This window comes from Paraglaciecola sp., assembly GCF_039942875.1.
In the GTDB taxonomy this organism is placed as follows: domain Bacteria; phylum Pseudomonadota; class Gammaproteobacteria; order Enterobacterales; family Alteromonadaceae; genus Paraglaciecola.
The window spans coordinates 85401-107445 of record NZ_JBDVBQ010000041.1 but is presented as its reverse complement, the minus strand read 5'-3'; the positions used below and the strand labels follow the sequence as shown (position 1 = coordinate 107445).

Annotated in this window: 28 protein-coding genes; 1 reads left to right on the top strand and 27 read right to left on the bottom strand. The window is 40.4% G+C overall.

What is annotated here, in order from left to right; all coding sequences use genetic code 11:
• Nucleotides 1-398: 398 nt before the first annotated feature.
• Nucleotides 399-1172 carry a hypothetical protein gene (locus ABJE44_RS13970; protein ID WP_348110295.1) on the top strand — a complete coding sequence of 258 codons (774 nt, stop codon included), beginning with the start codon at nucleotides 399-401 and terminating at the stop codon, nucleotides 1170-1172.
• A gap of 362 nt (nucleotides 1173-1534) precedes the next feature.
• Here ABJE44_RS13970 and rplQ read toward each other — a convergent pair whose 3' ends face one another.
• The 27 genes from rplQ to ABJE44_RS13835 all read right to left on the bottom strand — a co-directional run bounded on the left by rplQ (nucleotide 1535) and on the right by ABJE44_RS13835 (nucleotide 21919).
• Nucleotides 1535-1936 (bottom strand): 50S ribosomal protein L17, encoded by a 402-nt coding sequence (gene rplQ / locus ABJE44_RS13965; RefSeq protein ID WP_133471039.1) that lies wholly within the window; start codon nucleotides 1934-1936, stop codon nucleotides 1535-1537.
• 42 nt (nucleotides 1937-1978) lie between these two features.
• Nucleotides 1979-2968 carry a DNA-directed RNA polymerase subunit alpha gene (rpoA, locus tag ABJE44_RS13960; protein ID WP_133471040.1) on the bottom strand — a complete coding sequence of 330 codons (990 nt, stop codon included), beginning with the start codon at nucleotides 2966-2968 and terminating at the stop codon, nucleotides 1979-1981.
• A 22-nt stretch (nucleotides 2969-2990) separates the two neighbouring features.
• A complete protein-coding gene (gene rpsD / locus ABJE44_RS13955) occupies nucleotides 2991-3611 on the bottom strand; it encodes a 30S ribosomal protein S4 (protein WP_133471041.1) in 621 nt (206 codons plus the stop codon).
• Between the two features lie 24 nt (nucleotides 3612-3635).
• On the bottom strand, nucleotides 3636-4025 hold the full coding sequence (gene rpsK / locus ABJE44_RS13950; protein ID WP_133471042.1) for a 30S ribosomal protein S11: 390 nt from the start codon (nucleotides 4023-4025) through the stop codon (nucleotides 3636-3638).
• 11 nt (nucleotides 4026-4036) lie between these two features.
• Nucleotides 4037-4393, bottom strand: coding sequence for a 30S ribosomal protein S13 (gene rpsM, locus ABJE44_RS13945; protein WP_133471043.1), 357 nt, complete (start codon nucleotides 4391-4393; stop codon nucleotides 4037-4039).
• 125 nt (nucleotides 4394-4518) lie between these two features.
• Nucleotides 4519-4635, bottom strand: coding sequence for a 50S ribosomal protein L36 (rpmJ, locus tag ABJE44_RS13940; RefSeq protein WP_007104309.1), 117 nt, complete (start codon nucleotides 4633-4635; stop codon nucleotides 4519-4521).
• A gap of 24 nt (nucleotides 4636-4659) precedes the next feature.
• A complete protein-coding gene (gene secY, locus ABJE44_RS13935; protein ID WP_133471044.1) occupies nucleotides 4660-5979 on the bottom strand; it encodes a preprotein translocase subunit SecY in 1320 nt (439 codons plus the stop codon).
• A 5-nt stretch (nucleotides 5980-5984) separates the two neighbouring features.
• Complete coding sequence (rplO, locus tag ABJE44_RS13930; protein ID WP_133471045.1) at nucleotides 5985-6419, bottom strand: 50S ribosomal protein L15; 435 nt, start codon at nucleotides 6417-6419, stop codon at nucleotides 5985-5987.
• A gap of 3 nt (nucleotides 6420-6422) precedes the next feature.
• Nucleotides 6423-6605 carry a 50S ribosomal protein L30 gene (rpmD, locus tag ABJE44_RS13925; RefSeq protein WP_133471046.1) on the bottom strand — a complete coding sequence of 61 codons (183 nt, stop codon included), beginning with the start codon at nucleotides 6603-6605 and terminating at the stop codon, nucleotides 6423-6425.
• Between the two features lie 6 nt (nucleotides 6606-6611).
• Nucleotides 6612-7115, bottom strand: coding sequence for a 30S ribosomal protein S5 (gene rpsE, locus ABJE44_RS13920; protein ID WP_133471047.1), 504 nt, complete (start codon nucleotides 7113-7115; stop codon nucleotides 6612-6614).
• Nucleotides 7116-7124: 9 nt separating this feature from the next.
• Nucleotides 7125-7478: a 50S ribosomal protein L18 gene (gene rplR / locus ABJE44_RS13915; RefSeq protein WP_133471048.1), complete on the bottom strand. Its 354-nt coding sequence runs from the start codon at nucleotides 7476-7478 to the stop codon at nucleotides 7125-7127.
• 11 nt (nucleotides 7479-7489) lie between these two features.
• Entirely contained in the window at nucleotides 7490-8023 is a 534-nt protein-coding gene (gene rplF, locus ABJE44_RS13910; protein ID WP_348110294.1) for a 50S ribosomal protein L6, read from the bottom strand.
• A gap of 10 nt (nucleotides 8024-8033) precedes the next feature.
• Complete coding sequence (gene rpsH / locus ABJE44_RS13905) at nucleotides 8034-8426, bottom strand: 30S ribosomal protein S8 (protein ID WP_133471050.1); 393 nt, start codon at nucleotides 8424-8426, stop codon at nucleotides 8034-8036.
• A 12-nt stretch (nucleotides 8427-8438) separates the two neighbouring features.
• Nucleotides 8439-8744 (bottom strand): 30S ribosomal protein S14, encoded by a 306-nt coding sequence (rpsN, locus tag ABJE44_RS13900; RefSeq protein ID WP_133471051.1) that lies wholly within the window; start codon nucleotides 8742-8744, stop codon nucleotides 8439-8441.
• 11 nt (nucleotides 8745-8755) lie between these two features.
• Nucleotides 8756-9295, bottom strand: coding sequence for a 50S ribosomal protein L5 (gene rplE, locus ABJE44_RS13895; protein WP_133471052.1), 540 nt, complete (start codon nucleotides 9293-9295; stop codon nucleotides 8756-8758).
• Nucleotides 9296-9311: 16 nt separating this feature from the next.
• Nucleotides 9312-9626 (bottom strand): 50S ribosomal protein L24, encoded by a 315-nt coding sequence (rplX, locus tag ABJE44_RS13890; RefSeq protein WP_133471053.1) that lies wholly within the window; start codon nucleotides 9624-9626, stop codon nucleotides 9312-9314.
• Nucleotides 9627-9637: 11 nt separating this feature from the next.
• A complete protein-coding gene (gene rplN / locus ABJE44_RS13885; RefSeq protein ID WP_133471054.1) occupies nucleotides 9638-10003 on the bottom strand; it encodes a 50S ribosomal protein L14 in 366 nt (121 codons plus the stop codon).
• Between the two features lie 289 nt (nucleotides 10004-10292).
• Entirely contained in the window at nucleotides 10293-11666 is a 1374-nt protein-coding gene (locus ABJE44_RS13880; protein ID WP_348110293.1) for a DUF4397 domain-containing protein, read from the bottom strand.
• Nucleotides 11667-11830: 164 nt separating this feature from the next.
• Nucleotides 11831-13468 carry an AMP-binding protein gene (locus tag ABJE44_RS13875; RefSeq protein WP_348110292.1) on the bottom strand — a complete coding sequence of 546 codons (1638 nt, stop codon included), beginning with the start codon at nucleotides 13466-13468 and terminating at the stop codon, nucleotides 11831-11833.
• A gap of 379 nt (nucleotides 13469-13847) precedes the next feature.
• Complete coding sequence (gene rlmB, locus ABJE44_RS13870) at nucleotides 13848-14585, bottom strand: 23S rRNA (guanosine(2251)-2'-O)-methyltransferase RlmB (protein ID WP_348110291.1); 738 nt, start codon at nucleotides 14583-14585, stop codon at nucleotides 13848-13850.
• The gene (gene rnr, locus ABJE44_RS13865; RefSeq protein ID WP_348110290.1) at nucleotides 14585-17002 is read right to left on the bottom strand and encodes a ribonuclease R; all 2418 of its coding nucleotides are present in this window, start codon (nucleotides 17000-17002) and stop codon (nucleotides 14585-14587) included. The genes rlmB and rnr overlap by 1 nt, the downstream gene beginning before the upstream one ends.
• A gap of 146 nt (nucleotides 17003-17148) precedes the next feature.
• Complete coding sequence (locus tag ABJE44_RS13860) at nucleotides 17149-17742, bottom strand: tetratricopeptide repeat protein (protein WP_348110304.1); 594 nt, start codon at nucleotides 17740-17742, stop codon at nucleotides 17149-17151.
• A gap of 137 nt (nucleotides 17743-17879) precedes the next feature.
• Nucleotides 17880-18116: a TIGR02647 family protein gene (locus ABJE44_RS13855; protein WP_133471061.1), complete on the bottom strand. Its 237-nt coding sequence runs from the start codon at nucleotides 18114-18116 to the stop codon at nucleotides 17880-17882.
• Between the two features lie 178 nt (nucleotides 18117-18294).
• A complete protein-coding gene (trmL, locus tag ABJE44_RS13850; RefSeq protein ID WP_348110289.1) occupies nucleotides 18295-18759 on the bottom strand; it encodes a tRNA (uridine(34)/cytosine(34)/5-carboxymethylaminomethyluridine(34)-2'-O)-methyltransferase TrmL in 465 nt (154 codons plus the stop codon).
• A gap of 66 nt (nucleotides 18760-18825) precedes the next feature.
• Nucleotides 18826-19773 carry an alpha/beta fold hydrolase gene (locus tag ABJE44_RS13845; protein ID WP_348110288.1) on the bottom strand — a complete coding sequence of 316 codons (948 nt, stop codon included), beginning with the start codon at nucleotides 19771-19773 and terminating at the stop codon, nucleotides 18826-18828.
• Between the two features lie 53 nt (nucleotides 19774-19826).
• Complete coding sequence (locus ABJE44_RS13840) at nucleotides 19827-21227, bottom strand: ATP-binding protein (RefSeq protein WP_348110287.1); 1401 nt, start codon at nucleotides 21225-21227, stop codon at nucleotides 19827-19829.
• A complete protein-coding gene (locus tag ABJE44_RS13835) occupies nucleotides 21224-21919 on the bottom strand; it encodes a response regulator transcription factor (RefSeq protein ID WP_348110286.1) in 696 nt (231 codons plus the stop codon). The genes ABJE44_RS13840 and ABJE44_RS13835 overlap by 4 nt, the downstream gene beginning before the upstream one ends.
• Nucleotides 21920-22045 lie beyond the last annotated feature (126 nt).

Below are 22045 nucleotides of genomic sequence, written 5' to 3'. Positions count from 1 at the left end.
CTTCGTTAGCGGCTTAAGCTGTCCGTGGACCCTCTTAAGCGGGAGGCGTATAATACGCCGTTAAAATTTGATGTCAACGTTTTAATTTAAAAACTTTTCAAATTAAATCTCGCTGCATCCCGCTTCAAATATACTTCTTAAATATATGCAACTCGTCAACTACATTGACTTCGTTGCCGCTGCCCCGTGTTGTTTCAACCGGTCTGCCTTGAAGCGAGGGCGCATTATAGAGACAACACATTCCTATGCAACACTTTATTTCATTTATTTTACTGTTCGCTCAAAAACCACGCAAACTGGTTATAAAGCTGTCTATTTCAAAGAAATGTTGTTAGATTAACTTCTCAATAAGAACGAATAATTAGAAATTCGTCTTTTCTTAAATATTGGTATGTTATATGAAGATTGTAGTAATAAGTGTAATTATTTTAACTAGCTCTATTAGTTGTCTAAACAAAGTCTCGGCGAGCCCAAGCTTAATAGAAGGTAAATCCACACAAATTACTGAAAACTTCATTCAGAACCAGGTTCAAAAGAACAACTCTGTCGGCTTGACAGTAAAATCTATAGTTAATCATTATCCACAGCAGTCAGCCGCAATAGTTACAACTACGCTAGACCTATATCCTGATAAATATAAAGAGATAATTCACTCTGCAATTTCTGCACAACCTGCTTTAGCACAAGAAGTGGTTACCATAGCTATAAGCAAGGGAATTACGAGTTGCAGTAGTATTGTAGAAACAGCAATTAATGCTGACCCAAGCTATGTAGATTTTGTCGTAACCGCAGCTGCAAGCACAACACCTGAAGAGTTAAATGAAATAGTGCGTATTGCAGTAATTACAGAACCAGACTCTGCTGACTACATAGTTCAATCATTAGCGAAAGAACACCCTAGTAAAATTGTCGAAATATTAAGTACTGCGATAGGTGCAGTTCCGTTGGTCGGGGAATATGTAGTAGAAGCTTTATTAGCAGCATTTCCAAACGACGCAGAGCAAGTAGTAACGACAGCTGTTCGTGAGTCGGCAGCAAAAAGGGAAAATGTAATAAAGATTATTGAAGCAGCCTACAACTCTGGAATAACTAGCGAAGACTTAGGTAGTTATGCCATTAACGGCGGTGCTACACAAGAAGAACTGGCTGAAGTATTAAGTATAAAGGATTAAAATAGCCGCAACTTATAAGACCAGCATTCCTCCACATCATCATTAAACTACTTGGTTGCTTATATGACCTTGTAAATGAAACTTAGGTGTCAAACGTAAAATTTGGCCGCACATCACAAACCATTGTTAGTTTTCCTCTACAAATATTTAAGCTGAGCTTAGGTGAGTTGAACACTGTCTTCATACATTAAATAACAAAATTTAAGTACATTTGTAGACATTATAAGTCATCACTTATTATCACTTTTAGCTGCACGCAACTTAGCAGAGAAATGACTTCCGGTTATCTATGGGCATAAAAAAGCCCGGTATACACCGGGCTTCTATTTTTTAGTATGTCGACCAATTTCAGGTTACAAACCTTACTCTTCAGTTGCTTCTTCAATCTCTTCGATTGCTTCTACTTCTGGGCGATCAACCAATTCAACGTAGGCCATAGGTGCTTTATCACCAGTACGGAATCCACACTTTAAAATGCGAATATACCCACCTGGACGCTCTTCATAACGAGGACCAAGTTCATTGAACAATTTACCAACAACTTCTTTATCACCAGTACGAGCCATTGCCAAACGGCGATTAGCTACACTGTCTTGCTTAGCAAGAGTGATAAGAGGCTCAAGTACGCGACGTAGTTCTTTCGCCTTTGGTAAAGTTGTTTTAATCAACTCCTCTTTTACCAAAGAACCAGCCATATTTTTGAACATCGCTTGACGATGACTGCTGTTACGATTTAACTGACGACCACTTTTACGATGGCGCATAGTTTTATCCTTCTTTACAAATCAGTTTAATAAAAAACTAGATTAATCTTTTTCTGCGATTGACTCTGGTGGCCAGTTTTCTAGGCGCATACCTAGAGAAAGTCCACGAGAAGCAAGTACATCTTTAATCTCTGTAAGAGATTTTTTACCTAAGTTAGGAGTTTTTAACAACTCAACTTCGGTGCGCTGTACCAGGTCACCAATATATTGTATGGCTTCTGCTTTAAGACAATTAGCTGAACGCACAGTTAGCTCAAGGTCATCAACAGGACGAAGAAGAATAGGATCAAATTCCGGCTTCTCTTCTTTCTCAACTGGCTCTGAAATATCACGCAGTTCAACAAATGCGTCTAATTGTTCAGCTAAAATTGTAGCCGAACGACGAATCGCTTCTTCTGGATCAATAGTACCGTTGGTTTCCATATCAATGATTAACTTATCAAGGTCGGTTCTTTGCTCTACTCGAGCAGACTCTACATTGTAAGCTATACGTTCAACTGGACTGTATGAAGCATCTACCAATAAACGACCAATAGGACGATCATCTTCTTCTGAAGAGCGGCGTGTTGATGCTGGAACATAACCACGACCCATTTCTACTTTAATACGCATGCTGAGTTCAGCTTCGCCAGTTAAAGTACAAACTACATGATCAGGGTTAACAATTTCCACATCGCCATCATGCTGGATATCACCAGCTAATACTGGGCCAGCTCCCGACTTCACTAGAGTTAGTGTTGCTTCAGTTTTGCCTTCAAGACGCACGGCTAAACCTTTAAGGTTAAGCAATATTTCAATAACGTCTTCTTGTACGCCTTCCTTGGTGCTGTATTCATGTAATACACCATCAATTTCAACTTCTGTTACAGCACATCCTGGCATTGAAGACAATAAGATGCGACGTAACGCGTTACCTAGCGTATGGCCAAATCCTCGTTCTAAAGGTTCAAGTGTGACCTTAGCTCGAGTTGGCGAGACGTTATCAATTTCAACTAATCTTGGTTTTAAGAATTCAGTTACAGAACCCGACATTGTTTCCTCTCTTCTTTAAGCTTTACTTAGAGTAAAGTTCGACGATCAACTGTTCGTTAATTTCGGCAGACAAATCAGTTCTTTCAGGAACACGTTTAAATGTACCCTCCATTTTCTTGTTGTCTACTTCAATCCAAGTTGGTTTTTCACGCTGATCTGCTAATTCAAGAGCAGCAACGATACGTGCTTGTTTCTTCGCTTTTTCGCGAACAGACACAACATCATCAGCAGAAACGTTAAAAGAAGGAACGTTAACAACTTTACCGTTTACCAAAATGGCTTTATGGCTAACAAGCTGACGTGCTTCAGCACGAGTACTTGCGAAACCAATACGATATACAACATTGTCTAAACGCTGCTCTAAAAGTTGTAACAAGTTTTCACCTGTATTACCTTTCAAGCGTGCTGCTTCTTTATAGTAGTTACGGAATTGCTTTTCTAATACACCATACATACGACGTACTTTTTGCTTTTCACGTAATTGAACACCATAGTCTGATAAACGTCCACGACGGGCGCCATGCTGACCAGGTGCATTATCTATTTTACATTTCGAGTCAATTGCTCGAACGCCACTTTTAAGGAACAAATCTGTTCCTTCGCGGCGGCTAAGTTTGAGTTTGGGACCCAAATATCTTGCCATGATCTTTCTCCAACTGTCCGTCGATTAAACGCGACGTTTTTTCGGTGGACGACAACCGTTGTGAGGTATAGGTGTCACATCGGTAATATTAGTGATTTTATAACCAGCAGCGTTTAAAGCGCGGATCGCAGATTCTCGACCTGGACCTGGACCTTTAACAAACACTTCTATGTTTTTCAAACCGTAATCCTGAGCGGCAGTACCTGCACGTTCAGCAGCTACCTGAGCAGCAAATGGTGTAGATTTACGTGAACCACGGAAACCTGAACCACCTGACGTAGCCCAAGACAAGGCATTACCTTGGCGGTCTGTAATAGTCACTATGGTGTTGTTGAAAGAGGCGTGGATATGAGCCATACCATCTGCAACTTGACGTTTTGCGCGTTTACGCGCTTTGGTTGGTGCTTTAGCCATAATATCCTCGCTTATCGTTTAATTGCTTTGCGAGGACCCTTACGGGTGCGCGCATTAGTTTTAGTGCGCTGACCACGTAGAGGAAGACTACGACGGTGGCGTATACCACGGAAGCAACCTAAGTCCATCAAACGTTTAATACTCATTGATACTTCACGGCGAAGATCACCTTCAACTGTGAACTTAGCTACTTCATCACGTAACTTATCAATCTGTTCTTCATCAAGATCTTTGATCTTTGTTGTCTCTGCAACACCAGCTGCTGCACAAATGCTTTTAGCACGTGTGGAGCCGACACCGTAGATTGCAGATAATGCAATCACAGCATGCTTGTGCTCAGGGATGTTAATGCCAGCGATACGGGCCATTAACAGTACTCCTCTATATTTATAGTTGTTAGCCTAAAAAGCCCGATAGGATACTTACCCAACAACTAAATTGCAATTAAGGATTGAGGCGCTAGTGTATATAGACGACCCCCAATCCCAGTTGATTAACCTTGCCTTTGCTTATGCTTAGGGTCAGAACTGCAAATCACACGCACAACACCGTTGCGCTTAATGACTTTACAGTTACGGCAAATCCGCTTGACGGATGCACGAACTTTCATTTCATCACTCCGTAAATCGCTATCTTAACGGCCGTAGCCCTTAAGATTAGCTTTTTTAAGAACAGACTCATATTGATGTGACATCAAATGTGTCTGTACCTGCGCCATGAAATCCATGACAACCACTACCATAATTAGTAATGATGTACCGCCAAAGTAGAACGGAACGTTCCAGGCGATCAACATGAACTCAGGCACTAAACATATAAAGGTTATGTAAAGCGCACCAGCCAATGTAAGACGGGTCATGACTTTATCAACATATTTAGATGTTTGTTCACCAGGACGAATACCAGGGATAAATGCCCCTGACTTCTTCAAGTTATCCGCTGTTTCACGAGGGTTAAATACCAACGCAGTATAGAAGAAACAGAAAAAGATAATCGCCGCAGCGTAAAACATCACATACAAAGGTTGTCCAGGAGACAACATTAATGCCACATCTTGTAACCAAGATAATGACTCATTCTGACCAAACCAGTTAGCAACTGTTCCAGGAAACAAAATTATACTTGACGCAAAAATTGGCGGTATAACACCAGCCATATTCACTTTTAAAGGTAAATGCGTGCTTTGTGCAGCAAAGACCTTACGACCTTGTTGGCGTTTAGCATAGTTAACAACAATACGTCGTTGACCACGCTCTACAAAAACCACAAAGTAAGTGACTGCGATAATAATCACACCCACTAATAACAAGAATAATAAGTTTATTTCACCTTGCCTAGCTTGTTCAGCAACATTACCTAATGCTGATGGCAAACCAGAAACAATACCGGCGAAAATCAGAATAGAGATACCGTTACCAATACCTCTCTCTGTAATTTGTTCACCTAGCCACATTAGGAACATAGTCCCAGTAACCAGACTCACTACTGCTGTAAAGTAAAAACCGAAACCGGGATTAATTACCAAACCTTGCATAAGGTTAGGTAAATTAGTCGCAATACCAATCGCTTGGAAAGTCGCTAACACTAAAGTGAAATATCTAGTGTATTGACTAATTTTGCGTTTTCCAGCTTCGCCTTCTTTTTTCAGTTCCATCATTGGCGGATGCATATGTGATAACAACTGCACAATAATAGATGCTGTAATGTATGGCATGATGCCTAGGGCTAGAACTGATGCACGTTCAAGAGCGCCACCGGAGAACATGTTAAACATTTCAACGATAGTACCTTTCTGTTGGTCGAATAATTCAGCCAACACCGCCGCATCAATACCAGGAATAGGTACAAAAGAACCCAACCTAAATACTATGATCGCACCAAGTACGAACAACAATCTTGATTTAAGCTCGCTCAAGCCGCCTTTAGCGCTTGAGTCCTGTCCTGGTTTAGCCATCTAGTTTATTCCTCTACTTTACCGCCAGCCGCTTGAATCGCTTCAAGTGCGCCTTTAGATACCTTTAAACCACTAACCGTTACGGCACGTGAGATGTCGCCACTTTTCATTACTTTAACAAACAACATTTCTTTTTTGATAAGACCTGCTGCTTTCAAAGTTTCAAGTGATACAACTTCGCCCTCAACTTTGGCTATTTCACTTAACGTAACTTGGTCAGAAACCATAGATTTACGAGAAGTAAAACCAAATTTAGGAAGACGACGTTGGATAGGCATTTGACCACCTTCAAAACCAGGTTTTACAGAACCGCCAGAGCGAGACTTTTGACCTTTGTGACCACGGCCACCAGTTTTTCCAAGACCAGAGCCCATACCACGACCCACACGTTTACCAGCTTTTTTCGCTCCAGGTGCAGGAGCAAGAGTATTCAAATGCATCTTTTACTCCTCCACTACTTCAACCATGTAAAATACACGGTTGATCATGCCACGGACAGAAGGGGTATCTTCTAATTCACGAACATGACCGATGCGACGAAGACCTAAACCTGTAAGCGTAGCTTTATGTTTAGGTAGACGACCGATAGAGCTTTTTGTTTGCTTTACTTTTATCATCTTAGCCATGTTCAATTACCCCAAAATTTCTGATACAGACAATCCACGCTTAGCGGCAACTGACTCAGGCGAATTCATTTCTGTCAACGCATTGATAGTTGCACGCACAACGTTAATTGGATTGGTAGATCCGTAACATTTTGAAAGTACGTTTTGTACACCAGACACTTCTAATACTGCACGCATCGCACCACCGGCAATAATACCAGTACCTTCAGATGCAGGCTGCATGTAAACTTTAGAGCCTGAGTGACGACCTTTAATTGGATGCTGTAGCGTGTTGCCATTTAGATCAACAGTCACAATATTGCGACGTGCTTTTTCCATTGCTTTTTGGATTGCAGCAGGCACTTCACGTGCTTTACCGTAACCAAAACCAACACGACCATTACCGTCTCCAACTACTGTCAAAGCAGTAAAGCTAAAGATACGACCACCTTTAACTACTTTAGAAACACGGTTAACAGCGATTAATTTTTCCAACAAGTCACCTTGTTGTTGAGCTTCTACTTTAGCCATAATTAACTCCTAGAACTGAAGACCAGCTTCGCGAGCTGCATCAGCTAATGCCTTAACTCGACCGTGATATTTGAATCCACTACGGTCAAAAGCAACAGATTTGATGCCTTTTTCTATAGCGCGTTCAGCGATGGTCTTGCCAATAGCCGCAGCTGCAGCTGAATTACCAGTGCCTTTAAGGCTACTAGCGATCTCAGTTTCAACTGTTGATGCCGACGCCAATACTTCAGAACCACTTGGAGCGATTAACTGAGCGTATATGTGACGAGGGGTACGGTTAACAACCAAGCGATGCGCTGCCAATTCACTAATTTTTTTGCGTGCACGAGTAGCGCGACGCAAACGAGCTGATTTTTTATCCATCGTACTGACTCCTACTTCTTCTTAGCTTCTTTACGACGCACAACTTCATCAGCGTAACGAACACCTTTACCTTTATAAGGCTCTGGCGGACGGTATGCGCGGATGTTAGCTGCAACCTGACCTATCAACTGCTTATCAACGCCTTTAACGATGATTTCAGTTTGACTAGGAGTTTCAACAGAAATACCTTCAGGCATTTCATATGCTACAGGGTGAGAGAAACCCAAAGTTAAATTTAATTTTTTACCTTGCGCTTGAGCACGGTAACCAACACCATTCAACAATAATTTTTTCTCAAAACCTTCAGCTACACCTACAACCATGTTGTTCAACAATGAGCGAGCGGTACCAGCTTGAGCCCAACCATTAACTGCACCTTCACGAGGAGCAACTTTAAGTTGTGCATCTTCTTGTACTACTTCAACTGCATCGTTAAATACACGAGTTAGCGAGCCGTTTTTACCTTTAACTGTAATCTCTTGACCAGCAATAGAAATTTCTACGCCAGATAAGACATCTACAGGAGCTTTTGCTATACGTGACATTCTATTCCCCTTACGCTACGTAGCCGATGATCTCACCACCCATGCCCGCTTTACGCGCTGCACGGTCAGTCATCACACCTTTAGAGGTAGACACGATAGCCACACCTAAACCACCCATTACTTTTGGCAACTCATCTTTTTTCTTATAGATGCGAAGACCAGGGCGACTTACGCGCTCAATGCTTTCGATTACTTTTTTGCCTTCGAAGTACTTTAACGTTACTTCTAATACCGGCTTAACGTCACCAGAAACAGCGAAGTCTGTTACGTAACCTTCTTCTTTTAGAACGCCTGCAATAGCAACACGAACTTTAGAAGAGGGCATAGATACAGAAACCTTGCTAGCCATCTGGCCGTTACGTACGCGGGTAAACATGTCCGCGATAGGATCTTGCATACTCATATCAGCTACTCCTTACCAACTGGCTTTTTTCAAGCCAGGCACTTCACCGCGCATCGCTGCTTCACGCAACTTGATACGACTCATGCCAAACTTGCGTAGGAAACCATGTGGACGACCTGTAATATTGCAGCGGTTACGCTTACGACTTACAGATGAATCACGTGGCAGTTGTTGCAGCTTAAGAACAGCGTCCCAACGGTCTTCGTCAGAAGAGTTGACATCGCTGATAGTTGCTTTAAGAGCAGCGCGTTTTACCGCGTACTTAGCAGCTAGTTTGGCGCGTTTAACTTCGCGCGCTTTCATTGATTCTTTTGCCATAACCCTACACCTTACTTTTTGAACGGGAAGTTAAACGCGCTTAATAAAGCGTGTGCTTCCGCATCGTTTTGAGCGCTAGTAGTGATAGTGATATCCATACCGCGGATTTTATCAACCTTATCGAAATCGATTTCTGGGAAGATAATTTGCTCACGAACGCCCATGCTATAGTTACCACGACCATCAAATGACTTAGGATTTAAGCCACGGAAGTCACGGATACGTGGAATTGCAATTGAAACTAAACGTTCAAAGAATTCCCACATACGTTCACCACGTAGGGTTACTTTACAGCCAATCGGATAACCTTCACGGATTTTAAAACCCGCAACAGATTTACGAGCAACAGTTACAACAGGCTTTTGACCAGCAATTGCTTGCATGTCAGCCGTGGCATTTTCCAATACCTTTTTGTCTGCTACCGCTTCACCTAAACCCATGTTTAGAGTGATTTTTTCAATCCGAGGGACTTGCATGACGCTTTGATAGTTGAACTGCTTAGCAAGTTCCGCTACCACTGAGTCTTTATAGAAATCATGCAGTTTCGCCATCGTACTCTCCAATTAATTAAATTAGTTCACCGTCTGATTTGAAGAAACGAACTTTCTTCTCATCTTCAAGACGGAAACCCACACGATCTGCTTTACCCGTTTTCGAGTTGTAGATCGCTACATTTGATACGTGAATTGATGCTTCTTTCTCAACAATACCACCTGCTTCACCCAATTGAGGGTTAGGCTTCTGATGCTTCTTGATTAGATTAACACCTTCAACGATTAGACGGTTAGCCGCAGGAATAACTTTAAGCACTTTGCCTTGTTTTCCTTTGTCTTTACCAGCTAAAACGATGATTTCATCATCACGACGAATTTTATTAGCCATATCGTGACTCCTTATAGTACCTCAGGGGCTAATGAGACAATTTTCATGTTATTAACACGAAGTTCTCTAGTAACCGGGCCAAAGATACGCGTACCAATAGGTTGCTTGTTTGCATTTAGCAAAACAGCTGCGTTGTTATCAAAACGGATAGATGAACCGTCTGGACGACGAACGCCTTTCCTAGTACGCACCACCACTGCATTTAGTACATCACCTTTTTTTACTTTACCGCGAGGAATTGCTTCTTTCACAGTAACTTTAATGATGTCACCAATATGTGCATAACGGCGATGCGAGCCACCAAGAACCTTAATACACTGAACCCTGCGAGCGCCGCTATTATCAGCAACATCCAGGTTAGTTTGCATTTGGATCATGTTAGTGCTCCGCTGTTAAAATTAAGACTCTTCCGAGTCGTTTATCTGTAAAAAAGCAGCTATTCGTTGCTTTTTTATACATACCCCAGTTAAAAGGGCGCGAAATACTAACAGAAAAGTATAGGTAGGGATAGTGTAATTTCAAAATAATCCAATAAATCCACTATTATCAATCTTAAGGCTTTGTTTTAGGAGGTTTATGCTCTGAAGGCTACTTTATATTGGGGCAGTGACAAATATGCATTCATAAAAAAGGCCTCTTAAGAGGCCTTTTTATACTATTCGAATACTAATAAAGAACAGATATTTCAAACCCTGTCGCTGAATCATCTGTTTTCTCAACAGTTATGATGTAATTAACCTCTTCGTTAATTCCCAACAGTTCAGTTCTATCGAGTAAAACTTGAGTGTCATTACTATCATCAAATACTGCTATCAACTCATAAAAGTCACTAGGAAGAGTAATACTTCTGCTTTCTTCATAATCTAAACCAGCGACTAAATACTCCGCGCTTTCAATCGTTTCATCTTTACGAACAAAGTAAAAATCAATGTCAAAATAATCTGGTGCTAAATTGACAATCTGAATTTGATGATCAAACACTTGAGGCAAGCTACTTTCTTGAAATGAAACAGCAGTTAAAGCCTCATCAGCATCTCTATACAAAACAACAGCCTTACTTTCTCCTTGGTTCAATGTAATCAAACGATTATTGAATACTGCAGACTCGTCACCTTCAAGGCTTGCTGATAAACGATAATCACCAAAATCAATTTCAGTAAAGTCACTTAACTCATTAGCACTTAGACTTAATTCTTGTTCAGTATTATCGTCGTTTCCAGCTAGAGTTAAGTTAATTGAGCTACTATCATCTAAACTATTATAGATTCTATATTGAGCTGTGGCATCATCATCAGCGTAATTCCCGACTGAAGAAGAATTAATAATAAGATCTATAACCACATTATCTTGAATCGCCCCAGTGGTTGTTCTTAAGGCTAGTACGTATTCAGTGTCGAAAGCAAAGCTAATAGTTGCACTCTCATAGAAAGGTTCTGTGGAACCAGATTCTGTCAGATAAATAATGTATTCACCTTCGTCGAAGTCATCACTATCGCTGTCACCATCCCAATACTCGAATTCATCAAGCTGTTGATAATTAACAGCACCTAAGAAATTAGCAGCACTAAAGGGTTCACCAGCTTCGCTCATGTAAAGGTCATAACTTGTTCCATCAGCAATAACAGAGGTTGCCAATATTCTGAAGTGATCTTCTAAGTCTTCACGAGTATAGGTGTACTCCATAAACGAAGGTGTTTCATAATCACCACTTAGAATAATTAATGACTTATCACCATTTTTAAGGTTTACATTCATTTCTTCTACTGTGACTTCTTGATCATCTGCATCAATACGGTAAAACTCTAACTCCAATTCACCTTTTTCAAGTGTAGTAATTAAACTTGTCGCATCACCATAAGTAGCAGACCCCAAAACGTTGCCATCGACCTCGGCCATCAATGTTGTAGCGCTATTTGCTGAACCGTTATAAAACTGAATATAAGGTTCACTAAAAGTGTTATCTCCATTGCCACTTGATCCGCCACATGCTGAAAGTAGCAAAAGTGACAAAATAGCAGAAGATAAAAAAGCATTTTTCATAAAAAGTTATCCATAGTTAATACATGTGTACAGCAATAGGATGTAGAACAAGTAAATAAAGTTCCACATTATTTGCACATTCTTCATAAGGCACCGTCAATTGGCGCCTCTGGGGCATTAAAATAATACTGGGACGGGAGTTTACATAGATTTTGTAAACTTTGCTATTGCTTCGCTATTTTACCTTTAAAATCACCACTTATTAGGTCTTCGTATTTACTTTCTAAAGTATGACGTTTTATTTTTAGGGTAGGAGTTAACAGGTCATTTTCTACTGTCCATTCATCTTTCAGTATAATTAACCTATCAAGTATTGCATGGCTTTCCAGTGAAGAGTTAACCTCTTCAAGTGTCACTAACAAGCTATGCTCTATTTCTTCAAATGGCTTTTTCAAAGCATCTGCCGACAAAACGACAAGTCCAATTGGTTGTTTTAAGTGTGAACCTGTGACACAAACCTGCTCAATTATAGAGTTAGCCATTAATTTAGATTCAATAGGAACAGGCGCAATGTATTTACCTTTAGATGTTTTAAATATTTCTTTTAAACGACCAGTTATCTTGATGAAGCCCTCATTATCAATTGAACCTTTATCACCGGTTTTTAAATACCCATCTTTAGTTAAAACCTCTGCGGTTTTTTCAGGCTCCAAATAATACTCCTTCATATTACAAGGTCCTTTAACTTGAATTTCCCCATCTTCGGCTATCCTGATATCAACGCCTTCATAAGCCTTCCCAATACAACCAATTTTGTCGGCCCTGAATGGCACACAACAGGTGCCATAAGCACTATTTTCTGTCATGCCCCAGCCTTCAGAAATATTTACACCTATAGTTCTAAACCATTCTAATGTAGAAGCGGGTATGGGCGCTGAGCCACTCGCACATAAGCGAGCCTCACTTAGCCCTAGCTTTTGCTGTATTTTTTTCTTAACAACATTTTTTACAATGGGAATGCTCAACAGAAAATTAAGTTTCTTTTGAGGCATGTTTGCAAGCACGCCCATTTGAAAGCGCGTCCATAAACGAGGCACTGAAATAAACAAAGTGGGTTGTGTGGCACAGATGTCTCGGGAAAATGTATCAAGAGATTCTATAAAGCTCACTCTCTTGCCAGAGTAGAAACTTGCAATTTCGATTAAAACTCTTTCAGTGATATGTGCTAAAGGTAGATAACTCATTACCCTATCTTTAAAGTTAACTCCTAACTCTTTTAATGATGCATGAGCAGCCCAACATATGGAGCGGTAATTATGGACCACGCCTTTTGGATTACCTGTGCTGCCTGACGTATAAATAATTGTCATAACTGAATCTAAATCAGGAATAGGGTTTTCAGTACATGGCGCAACCTCTAATAATTCATGCCACTGTTTATCTGCTGGAATATCAGGATATGGAAAAGCTAGCTTAACAATGTCGTTTCCTATAGCAGCTACTTGATTCGCCGTATCATCAAGTTTACCAACGAATATAACAGGGCACTTTGCGTGCTCAAGCACATAGCGGATCGTCTTCTCACCCGCTGTAGAATAGATAGGTACTGATACATGACCTGCCATCATTATGGCTAAATCGGTAATAAACCATTCGGCGCAGTTTTTTGATAGCAGTCCAATATGGCTGCTCTTTGGTAGCTCCATTGCAATTAAATTACTGGCGATTTTACGAACTTGTTCGCCCACTTCCTTCCAAGTAAACTCTTTAACTTCTCCTAGCACCGGTTGCTTCAAATACACAGTGCTTGGCTCTTTTGACTCCCAGTGGTAAAGCATCTCTAATGGCGTTTTCAGTGTCATAATTTTTCCAATATATTAAAGGTGGAATTTTACAAATCAGATACCCCACCACAATCAATTACAATATTTTAACATTAATATTGATTTAATGAATAGATATTTACATTTTTTTAAAGTTTCATTGATAATAATGATAGATATTAATCACGCCAAGGCTTTAATCATTGTCTACAGAGAGATAGAAAGAGCGCGAAACTATAATGCACCTTGCAGACTTAGAACGTTTCCGATAACAAAAGAAATAAAACGCATTTTAAAATCTCGAAGTGGAATAATTAACTCCAAGAGGAAGCTATTGGTGGCACACCAACACAGTTACTTGTCAATGCACCACAATAAACACAAACAGGAAGGTATTTAGTTAATTAAGGTATAGAGGCTAACCTCTTTGTCTAACTATTTCATATAAACACACGCCCGTTGCTACTGATACATTCAAGCTAGAAACAGACCCCGCCATAGGCAACTTAATCAGCTCATCACAATGTTCACGGGTTAAGCGGCGCATCCCCTTTCCCTCAGCCCCCATTACTAATGCCATTGGCCCAACAAGTTTACAGTCATAAATATTATTTTCTGCTTCACCCGCAGTGCCAATAATCCACACACCGGCATCTTGAAGGTCTCTTAGGGTACGAGCTAAATTAGTCACTTGTACCAAGGGAACAACGTCGGCAGCGCCACAAGCTACTTTACGGACTACTGGCGTTAGGGCTGCGGATTTATCCTTGGGCACAACAACAGCATCTACGCCTGCGGCATCGGCGGTACGCAAACAGGCTCCTAAATTATGAGGGTCGGTAACTCCATCCAAAATCAATAAAAAAGGCGTAGTAGAAGACTCAACAATAGCAGCTAAGTCATTTTCGTTATATTGCTTTGCAGGTTTAACTTTTGCTAAAACGCCCTGATGTTGTCCCCCGTCAGTTTTGTCATCTAACGTTTTTCTTTGGCAGAACTGCACTGAAGCACCAAACTTTCTTGCTTGACTCACAATGCCATGGATACTCTTATCATCACGCCCTTTCAACACAAATAGCTCAATTAAACGTTCAGGCTCTCGTTGAATGACCGATTCAAGGGCATGAATGCCATATAACCACTCTTGTTGAGCCATTATTTATTCCTCTTTCTGGATGAGGTAGCGGGTTTGTTACGAGAGCCCTTTGTTTTACTAGAACTCGTTCTTGGTTTGCGGCTACTGGTTTTCTTCGCTGGCTTTTTCTGATTAGATCCCTTTGCTTGCTCTTTTTGCTTAGGTGATATTTTATCTATCTCTGCAGCCCCTTTGTCACCAGCATTTTTCTTGCGACGAGAGGCTTTACGGGTTGCAGATCGTTTAATAGCTTTACCGTGAGCGCCATCAAGCAAAAAGTCTATTTTTCGTTCATCTAAGTTTACTGAAGCCACTTTTACTTCAACTGGGTCGCCTAATCGATAGGTTACGCCAGAGGCTTCCCCAACCAAATATTGCTTAACTTCATCAAACCGGAAGTAATCATTATCTAAAGAAGTGATATGCACTAAACCATCAATATGAAACTCCGTTAATCGCACAAAAAACCCAAAGTTGGTGACAGATGCAATCACCCCATCAAATACATCCCCTACATGGTCAAGCATAAACTCACATTTTAGCCAATCGGCTACATCTCGGGTTGCATCGTCAGCGCGGCGCTCTGTCATTGAGCATTGCTCACCCAATGCTTCTACTTCATCAGCAGAATAGGCTTTTCCACCAGTCTTACTTTTGCGTTGATTTTGCTTATCTACGATCCCCTTTAATGCCCTATGAACAACTAAATCAGGATAACGGCGGATTGGCGAGGTAAAATGCGCGTAGGCTTCTAAAGCCAACCCAAAATGACCAATATTTTCATGGTCATACACAGCTTGCTTCATTGAACGTAACAACATGGTTTGGATCAACTCTTGATCAGGACGATCTTGAATTTTTTCTATTACATCGGTGAAATCTTGGGGTGATACTTCAGAACCAATTTTATGGGTGATCCCCACTTCCGCTAAATAAGATAAAAATGCACCAAGACGATCTGAGTCTGGTTCATCGTGGATCCTATATAAGGCCTCAGCATTATTTGTGTCGAGAGTTTCCGCAGCAGAGACATTAGCCAAAATCATACATTCTTCAATTAGCTTATGAGCATCGTTGCGAGTAACAGGAACAATATTATCTATTTTCCGTTGCGCATTAAATACAAACTTACTTTCTTGAGTTTCAAACTCAATAGCTCCACGCTTATTACGGCTTCGCTTAAGAACACGATACATATCGTGCAAATTTTTAAGATGCGTCACTTGCTCTGCGTAACGTTTATGTAACTCTGGGTCACCCTGTAAAATATCCCAAACCTTGGTATAAGTAAGCCTTGCGTGGGAATTCATCACCGCTTCATAAAACTTATGCTTTACTAGCTCACCAGCTGCGCTGATAGTCATCTCGCAAACCATACACAAACGGTCTACTTGAGGGTTTAGTGAACACAAACCATTCGATAAAACTTCTGGTAGCATGGGGATAACTTGTTCTGGAAAATAGACTGAGTTACCGCGGTTTTGGGCTTCACTGTCTAATGCAGTACCTGGACGCACATAGTAACTGACATCAGCAATGGCAACCCATAACTGCCACCCCCCCTCGTCAAGTGGCTCACAAAAAACAGCATCATCAAAGTCTCTTGCGTCTTCACCATCTATCGTAACAAGGGGAAGTTGTCTTAAATCAATTCGCCCTTCTTTCGCTTCTTCTGGAACTTGATCAGTTAACCCTTTAATTTGCCGTTCAACACCTTTTGGCCAATCATGAGGAATATCAAAGGTACGCAGCGCCATGTCTATTTCCATGCCAGGCGCCATATGTTCACCTAAGACTTCTACGATTTTACCAATAGCATTATCTCTACGACGTGGTCTTTGGACAATTTCAACCACTACAATATGACCTTGACGGGCACCATTACTTTGTTCTTTGGGGATCATGATTTCATGATTAATACGACTATCATCAGGAATAACCACGCCAACATTATTTTCAAAAAAATAGCGCCCTACTATTGGCTCAGCCCGTGGCTCTATAATTTTAGCAATACGAGCCTCTCGTCTCCCCCTATTGTCGGTACCACTTTCTTTAGCCAGTACAATATCGCCATGTAGTACTGCAGCCATCTGAGCATTATGAATAAAGAGATCTTTTTCGCCATCTTCACGCTTTAAAAAACCAAAACCATCTCTATGCCCAATGACACGGCCTTTAATAAGTTCTTCAATCTTTAACTTGGCGTACTTTTTATCTCGGGTAAATTCAACCTGCCCTTCTCGTTCCATTGCCCGTAAACGACGCTGAATACCTATTCGAGAGTCTTCATCTTTTGCATTAAGCAATTGACAAAATTCAAGAAAAGACAGCGGGCCCTTGGCTTTATCTAAAAGTTCGAGTAAGTACTCTCGGCTGGCCACAGGGTTTTCATATTTTTCTTTTTCCCGTTGATAATGGGGATCGTCTGATTGAGACAAATGGAAGGTCCGTTGATTTATAGTATAAGTAGCTATTATAGCGAGTTAGGCAATTTAAAAACCAGTGCTTTCAAATTTAAAATATAGAAGTGTGATTTCCCATAGCTTCAAGCATTGTTAATTGGAGCGAATTAACTATGCTTATTTTAAGAATTTAATGGTCTTTTAGCTTTACGTACCGCTTTCGGGTGCATTAATTTTTCTAACCCAGAAATACAGTGAGCTATTTTGGAGTGTGTAGGCTTATCTGAAGTAATGGCATTATATAGCCAATGATAGGCATCTTCGTAATCATAAGGGCTACCATACCCATCAATGAACAGTTCAGCTAATTGTATCTGCGCCTTTAAGTTGCCTAAGGCTGACGCTTCTCTCAGATAAACAACTGCTCGCTCTTTATCTTGCTGTACTAACTTACCCTGAGCATAATATCTACCGAGTTGCTCTAAACCTGATGCAAGACCCTGTTCAGCTGCCTGATGCATAAACATTATGCCGCGCTCGGCATCTTCTTCCACACATACTCCCCACGCCAGCATGTCTCCCCATAAAAATTGATAGGCTGGTATTTTTAAGACTTCTGCACGGGCTTGAATATCTTGAACTAATTGGCAGTCATCTAGCACAACACGACTGAGGTGCTCATTTTTATTAATCAGTTGCAAAAGCTCTTCTTGGGAATAAAGCTGTACGGCTTTAATATTTTCAGCAGCGGCTGCGTTACCGATAAATAAAAACATCGTTAAAGTGGAGCATAAGGACTTGATTAGGTTCATAAATTATATTCTATGTTTGAGCTAATGCTTGTTTATCGGCAACCCTGACTAATTTCTAAACTATATACTTAGGTAATTCTTTAAATAACGAAAACCTTGGGTTACTCCGTGGTCATGGCAAGTCCTAACACTTGCGCATGTTCAAACAAGTCATGTCCTAAGTCAGTAAGGTAACCTCCGTCAGGTTGCGTCACTATGCCTTTTTCAAATAATCTTTGAGCCGCAGAAACAACCTCTGGTTTAGCATCGTGATGAATCTTGATACCTTGCATTAGACTTTTATTAGGAAACTTAAGTAATAAAGTTAACTCGGAAGCCATATCAGGTGTAAATGTCATAGTTTTTCCTCTAATAATAAAAAGATGGATAGCTCAGTTGAATTACAAACTATCCAGTTACTAGATGATCAGGTGACATTCATCCGATGAGGTATCTGTTTTTAATTACCTTAGAGCACCATATCATCTGCTACCAAGTTAACATCAATTTAACGGAACGGTCCACTTTTAAAGATAACTATACCGCTCCATTAAAATTCAATTGACGCCAACTTTCATACACAAATACTGATACAGCGTTAGACAAATTCATACTGCGACTTTCTGGTAACATAGGGATGCGTACTCTTTGCTCAGGCGGTAAAGACTGGATTACATCGTCAGGTAAGCCTCTAGTTTCAGGACCGAATAGTAAAGCATCACCCGCTTGATATTTAACCTCAGCAAAAAAAGCGGTACCTTTTGTCGTACAAGCAAAAATTCTTTCAGGTGCACGTGCTTCAATATATGCCTCTAGGCTGGGGTATTTCTTTACTTGAGCAAACTCATGGTAGTCCAACCCAGCACGGCGCACTCTTTTATCATCCCATTCAAAACCTAGTGGCTCAATTAGATGTAAAGCGAATCCAGTATTGGCACATAATCTAATAATATTTCCTGTATTGGGCGGGATTTCAGGTTGGTATAAAACAATATCAAGCATAAATAATCATTTTTTGGAGTCAGATAAATGATGGTATCAAAAACGACAGTATTTATCTGAACACAATTATTTATAAAAATCTAAAATAGCATTCATGGCCCGATCTCTGAAGATATCCAGCTCTTCCATTAGCTCATGTTTTGCTTTCTTAATAATCATAAATCTGCAATTTGCTAATTTATTTGCAACACGAGCCTGTCGTTTATTATCAACCACTGTATCTCCACCAGCTTGAATAACTAATGATGGTATCGGAAAGTCCGAAGCTTCATTTTCAATATCATCCATTGCTGCTATTGCAGCTTTTAGCCAGCTACCAGTCACACCACCAAGTTGAATGTCTGGTTGGTCGTGATATTCATTTCTAAAAATCTGATAACGAATTTGACTATGGGTCAGCTCATTTCTGTCAAAAGGCTTACTCTCATAATTTTTCTGGCCCCAAAAAAATGCCGGCTCTGGGCAAAAAACTTTATGTAGGCTTAATAACGTTCGCGACAACCATCTAGGTAATACAGGCAAGATTCCAAACATAGGCGCAGAAAAAGCCACTTTTTTAAATAAATTGGGGTAACGCATTATTGTCATGGCGCCTATAGCGCCCCCCATAGAGTGGCATAGTAAATTAGGTTGATATTCACTATGCTGAGTCACAACTTTATCAATGAATGTTTTAAAGTCAGCAACATAATCAGAGAAGTCAGTCACATACCCCAAATGCTTATTGCCTAACATACGTCCAGACAATCCTTGCCCTCTATGGTCATGAATAAAAACAGAATACCCAGCTTGGTATAAGTCAAAAACAACTTCCTTGTATTTAAGCATTGATTCAATACGCCCAGTCGAAATGACAATTGAACCAACTGGTTTTGAATGTTTCACAAATGAGTAAGCAATTTTTACATCTGCAACTCCTTGAAAACTCCCGAAACTCATTTGACTATCCCAAAAAGGGACGATTACGTTTTTATAAGAATCTTCTAATTCATGTTCTTTACTGAATACATTCATATTTAAACTTTTTGTTTGAGCCCCTAAAATATCGCCCACTTTTGGAAGTAGCGTTAGGCTATTGGGATAGACATAGTGACCGCTAATCCACCTTCTGAGCGGTTAGCTGCTTTAATCGTTCCTTTGTGCTTAGCAATGGCTTGGCAGGCAATGGCTAGTCCCAAACCTATACCGCCGCTGTCCCTATCACGTGCGGTTGACTCCCGATAAAAAGCGTCAAATATTTTAGTGAGCTGAGTTTCAGGAATACCATTACCGTCATCCAAAATAACCCACTTTATTGCATTGTTACTCACTGATACTTTTACTTCCACAATCCTATTAGCGTAATGAATAGCATTGCGCAAGACATTCTCCACAGCACTACTTAACAGTTGTGGCTCTGCATCAAAGGTAAGTGAACAATCACACAGATAGCTAATAGCTTTGCCTTTCTGTTCGGCTTCAAATTCAGCATCGTTAATAATTGGTGTCATTAGCCCAACAATACTTACAGCTTGTAGGTTTTGAATCGGTAGCTGATTATCTAGTTTAGATAGCATCAAAACTTGACTAATCATGCTTTCTATTTGCCCCGCTTCTTTTTCTATCCTTTCTAATGCGAGTACCATATCAGCCGAAACTTCCAACGCATTCTGTTGTTGTGCAATACCTATAGATAATTGCAAACGCGTAAGTGGAGATCTTAATTCATGGGAAATATCTGCTAATAGTCGCTTTTGTCCAATCAGTAAACGCTCCACCTGCTCCGACATATAATTGAAATCTCGGCCAAGTTGTCCAATTTCATCAAGTCGTTCACCTACGCTTTCGACACGGACAGTAAGATCTCCTCGTGCCATTTTTTTAGACGCATTTTGTAACTGGATAATGGGCTTAAGTATTGAATTTACGAACAAGTAACATAACCCACCACTAAGAAGAATTAGAAGTAAAACAAACAGCCCCGGATACTGATGCCGAATAACCCTTAGGGCCCCTCCCGGTCGAGGAGTGACTATAAACAATTGATATTCTTTTCCTGCTATTTCAATGTTACTTGCTCCCCAATACGCTAAACCACCGACCCAAATAGCCAAAGATCTGTGGCGTGGCTCAAAAAGTTCACTAACATTCTTGGAAGCTTGCATACGCTTTGGGTTGTCAAAAATTACCGTTTTATCTTTGGAGTTATATAATACCAAGCCAACTCTAGAACGTTTGCCAGCCTGATATAACATAGACTCCAGTGATTCTAGCCCTGATAGTTTATCAGCTTGCTTTTGGACTATACGGGTTACAACGGCTAATTCCTTTTGTTGCTGTGGGTTTAAGGGCCGGTATTTTACTTCGGAGTCAAGTTGCTTAACTAACCATATAGAGCTCACAAAAACTAAAAATATCGCCAACCAAAACCATAAAAACATTTTAAAAAATAAACTAGCTGCAGGATTTACCCGCTTCAACAAGCTCATACTTCTACCAAATATAAATAACCTGCGCCACGATGGGTTTTAATTTTTTCTGTAGGGTTAAACACTGCTAATTTTTTACGTAAATTACTGACATGCATATCTATACTTCTATCAAACGGAGCTAACTTCCGCCCTAGTACTTTCTCGCTAATTTCTTCTTTACTCACTAAGTTTCCATGATTAAGCATCAACAAATGCAAAATAGAATATTCGGTGCCTGTGAGTTCCACTAACTGCCCCCCACACAACACTTGTTGTGATGCAGGTGATAACTCAACATCATCTAATCTAAGGTTCTGTTGCGCACTAGTTGCAGGTAGTAAAGACATGCGGCGAACTAAAGCTTTAATACGAGCAGACAATTCTCTATGGTTAAAGGGTTTTGCTAGATAATCATCAGCCCCCATTTCTAACCCTAGAATTTTGTCTAAATCGTCACCTTTTGCAGTCAACATAAGAATAGGAGTTAAATGACTCATCCTAAGTTTTTTTAAAACTTCAAAGCCATCGAGCTTCGGCAACATCACATCCAACAAGATGAGATCATAATGTTTACCGGACGTAGCATGAGCAATACCAGCCTCACCGTCGTGCACAATATCCAAGTCATAACCTTGCGGTGTTAGATACTGAGATAATAATTCGGTAAGCTCAGTGTCATCATCAATTAGTAAAAGTTGTTTGTTACTCATATACTGCCTTCTAATTTGAAGCCTGACGACTCCGCATTAACATGAACGTATGATAACGCAGCCTAATAGGCAACATCCCCTCTATTTACAAAAGCTTTACACTCCCTTTGCGTTTCTTTGCATTGC

What these genes read in the sequence shown, in the direction of transcription:
- ABJE44_RS13970 (WP_348110295.1), top strand. Translation starts at nt 399, where the DNA reads ATGAAGATTGTAGTAATAAGTGTAATTATTTTAACTAGCTCTATTAGT.
- rplQ (WP_133471039.1), bottom strand. Translation starts at nt 1,936, where the DNA reads ATGCGCCATCGTAAAAGTGGTCGTCAGTTAAATCGTAACAGCAGTCAT.
- rpoA (WP_133471040.1), bottom strand. Translation starts at nt 2,968, where the DNA reads ATGTCGGGTTCTGTAACTGAATTCTTAAAACCAAGATTAGTTGAAATT.
- rpsD (WP_133471041.1), bottom strand. Translation starts at nt 3,611, where the DNA reads ATGGCAAGATATTTGGGTCCCAAACTCAAACTTAGCCGCCGCGAAGGA.
- rpsK (WP_133471042.1), bottom strand. Translation starts at nt 4,025, where the DNA reads ATGGCTAAAGCACCAACCAAAGCGCGTAAACGCGCAAAACGTCAAGTT.
- rpsM (WP_133471043.1), bottom strand. Translation starts at nt 4,393, where the DNA reads ATGGCCCGTATCGCTGGCATTAACATCCCTGAGCACAAGCATGCTGTG.
- rpmJ (WP_007104309.1), bottom strand. Translation starts at nt 4,635, where the DNA reads ATGAAAGTTCGTGCATCCGTCAAGCGGATTTGCCGTAACTGTAAAGTC.
- secY (WP_133471044.1), bottom strand. Translation starts at nt 5,979, where the DNA reads ATGGCTAAACCAGGACAGGACTCAAGCGCTAAAGGCGGCTTGAGCGAG.
- rplO (WP_133471045.1), bottom strand. Translation starts at nt 6,419, where the DNA reads ATGCATTTGAATACTCTTGCTCCTGCACCTGGAGCGAAAAAAGCTGGT.
- rpmD (WP_133471046.1), bottom strand. Translation starts at nt 6,605, where the DNA reads ATGGCTAAGATGATAAAAGTAAAGCAAACAAAAAGCTCTATCGGTCGT.
- rpsE (WP_133471047.1), bottom strand. Translation starts at nt 7,115, where the DNA reads ATGGCTAAAGTAGAAGCTCAACAACAAGGTGACTTGTTGGAAAAATTA.
- rplR (WP_133471048.1), bottom strand. Translation starts at nt 7,478, where the DNA reads ATGGATAAAAAATCAGCTCGTTTGCGTCGCGCTACTCGTGCACGCAAA.
- rplF (WP_348110294.1), bottom strand. Translation starts at nt 8,023, where the DNA reads ATGTCACGTATAGCAAAAGCTCCTGTAGATGTCTTATCTGGCGTAGAA.
- rpsH (WP_133471050.1), bottom strand. Translation starts at nt 8,426, where the DNA reads ATGAGTATGCAAGATCCTATCGCGGACATGTTTACCCGCGTACGTAAC.
- rpsN (WP_133471051.1), bottom strand. Translation starts at nt 8,744, where the DNA reads ATGGCAAAAGAATCAATGAAAGCGCGCGAAGTTAAACGCGCCAAACTA.
- rplE (WP_133471052.1), bottom strand. Translation starts at nt 9,295, where the DNA reads ATGGCGAAACTGCATGATTTCTATAAAGACTCAGTGGTAGCGGAACTT.
- rplX (WP_133471053.1), bottom strand. Translation starts at nt 9,626, where the DNA reads ATGGCTAATAAAATTCGTCGTGATGATGAAATCATCGTTTTAGCTGGT.
- rplN (WP_133471054.1), bottom strand. Translation starts at nt 10,003, where the DNA reads ATGATCCAAATGCAAACTAACCTGGATGTTGCTGATAATAGCGGCGCT.
- ABJE44_RS13880 (WP_348110293.1), bottom strand. Translation starts at nt 11,666, where the DNA reads ATGAAAAATGCTTTTTTATCTTCTGCTATTTTGTCACTTTTGCTACTT.
- ABJE44_RS13875 (WP_348110292.1), bottom strand. Translation starts at nt 13,468, where the DNA reads ATGACACTGAAAACGCCATTAGAGATGCTTTACCACTGGGAGTCAAAA.
- rlmB (WP_348110291.1), bottom strand. Translation starts at nt 14,585, where the DNA reads ATGGCTCAACAAGAGTGGTTATATGGCATTCATGCCCTTGAATCGGTC.
- ABJE44_RS13860 (WP_348110304.1), bottom strand. Translation starts at nt 17,742, where the DNA reads ATGTTTTTATTTATCGGTAACGCAGCCGCTGCTGAAAATATTAAAGCC.
- ABJE44_RS13855 (WP_133471061.1), bottom strand. Translation starts at nt 18,116, where the DNA reads ATGACATTTACACCTGATATGGCTTCCGAGTTAACTTTATTACTTAAG.
- trmL (WP_348110289.1), bottom strand. Translation starts at nt 18,759, where the DNA reads ATGCTTGATATTGTTTTATACCAACCTGAAATCCCGCCCAATACAGGA.
- ABJE44_RS13845 (WP_348110288.1), bottom strand. Translation starts at nt 19,773, where the DNA reads ATGAATGTATTCAGTAAAGAACATGAATTAGAAGATTCTTATAAAAAC.
- ABJE44_RS13840 (WP_348110287.1), bottom strand. Translation starts at nt 21,227, where the DNA reads ATGAGCTTGTTGAAGCGGGTAAATCCTGCAGCTAGTTTATTTTTTAAA.
- ABJE44_RS13835 (WP_348110286.1), bottom strand. Translation starts at nt 21,919, where the DNA reads ATGAGTAACAAACAACTTTTACTAATTGATGATGACACTGAGCTTACC.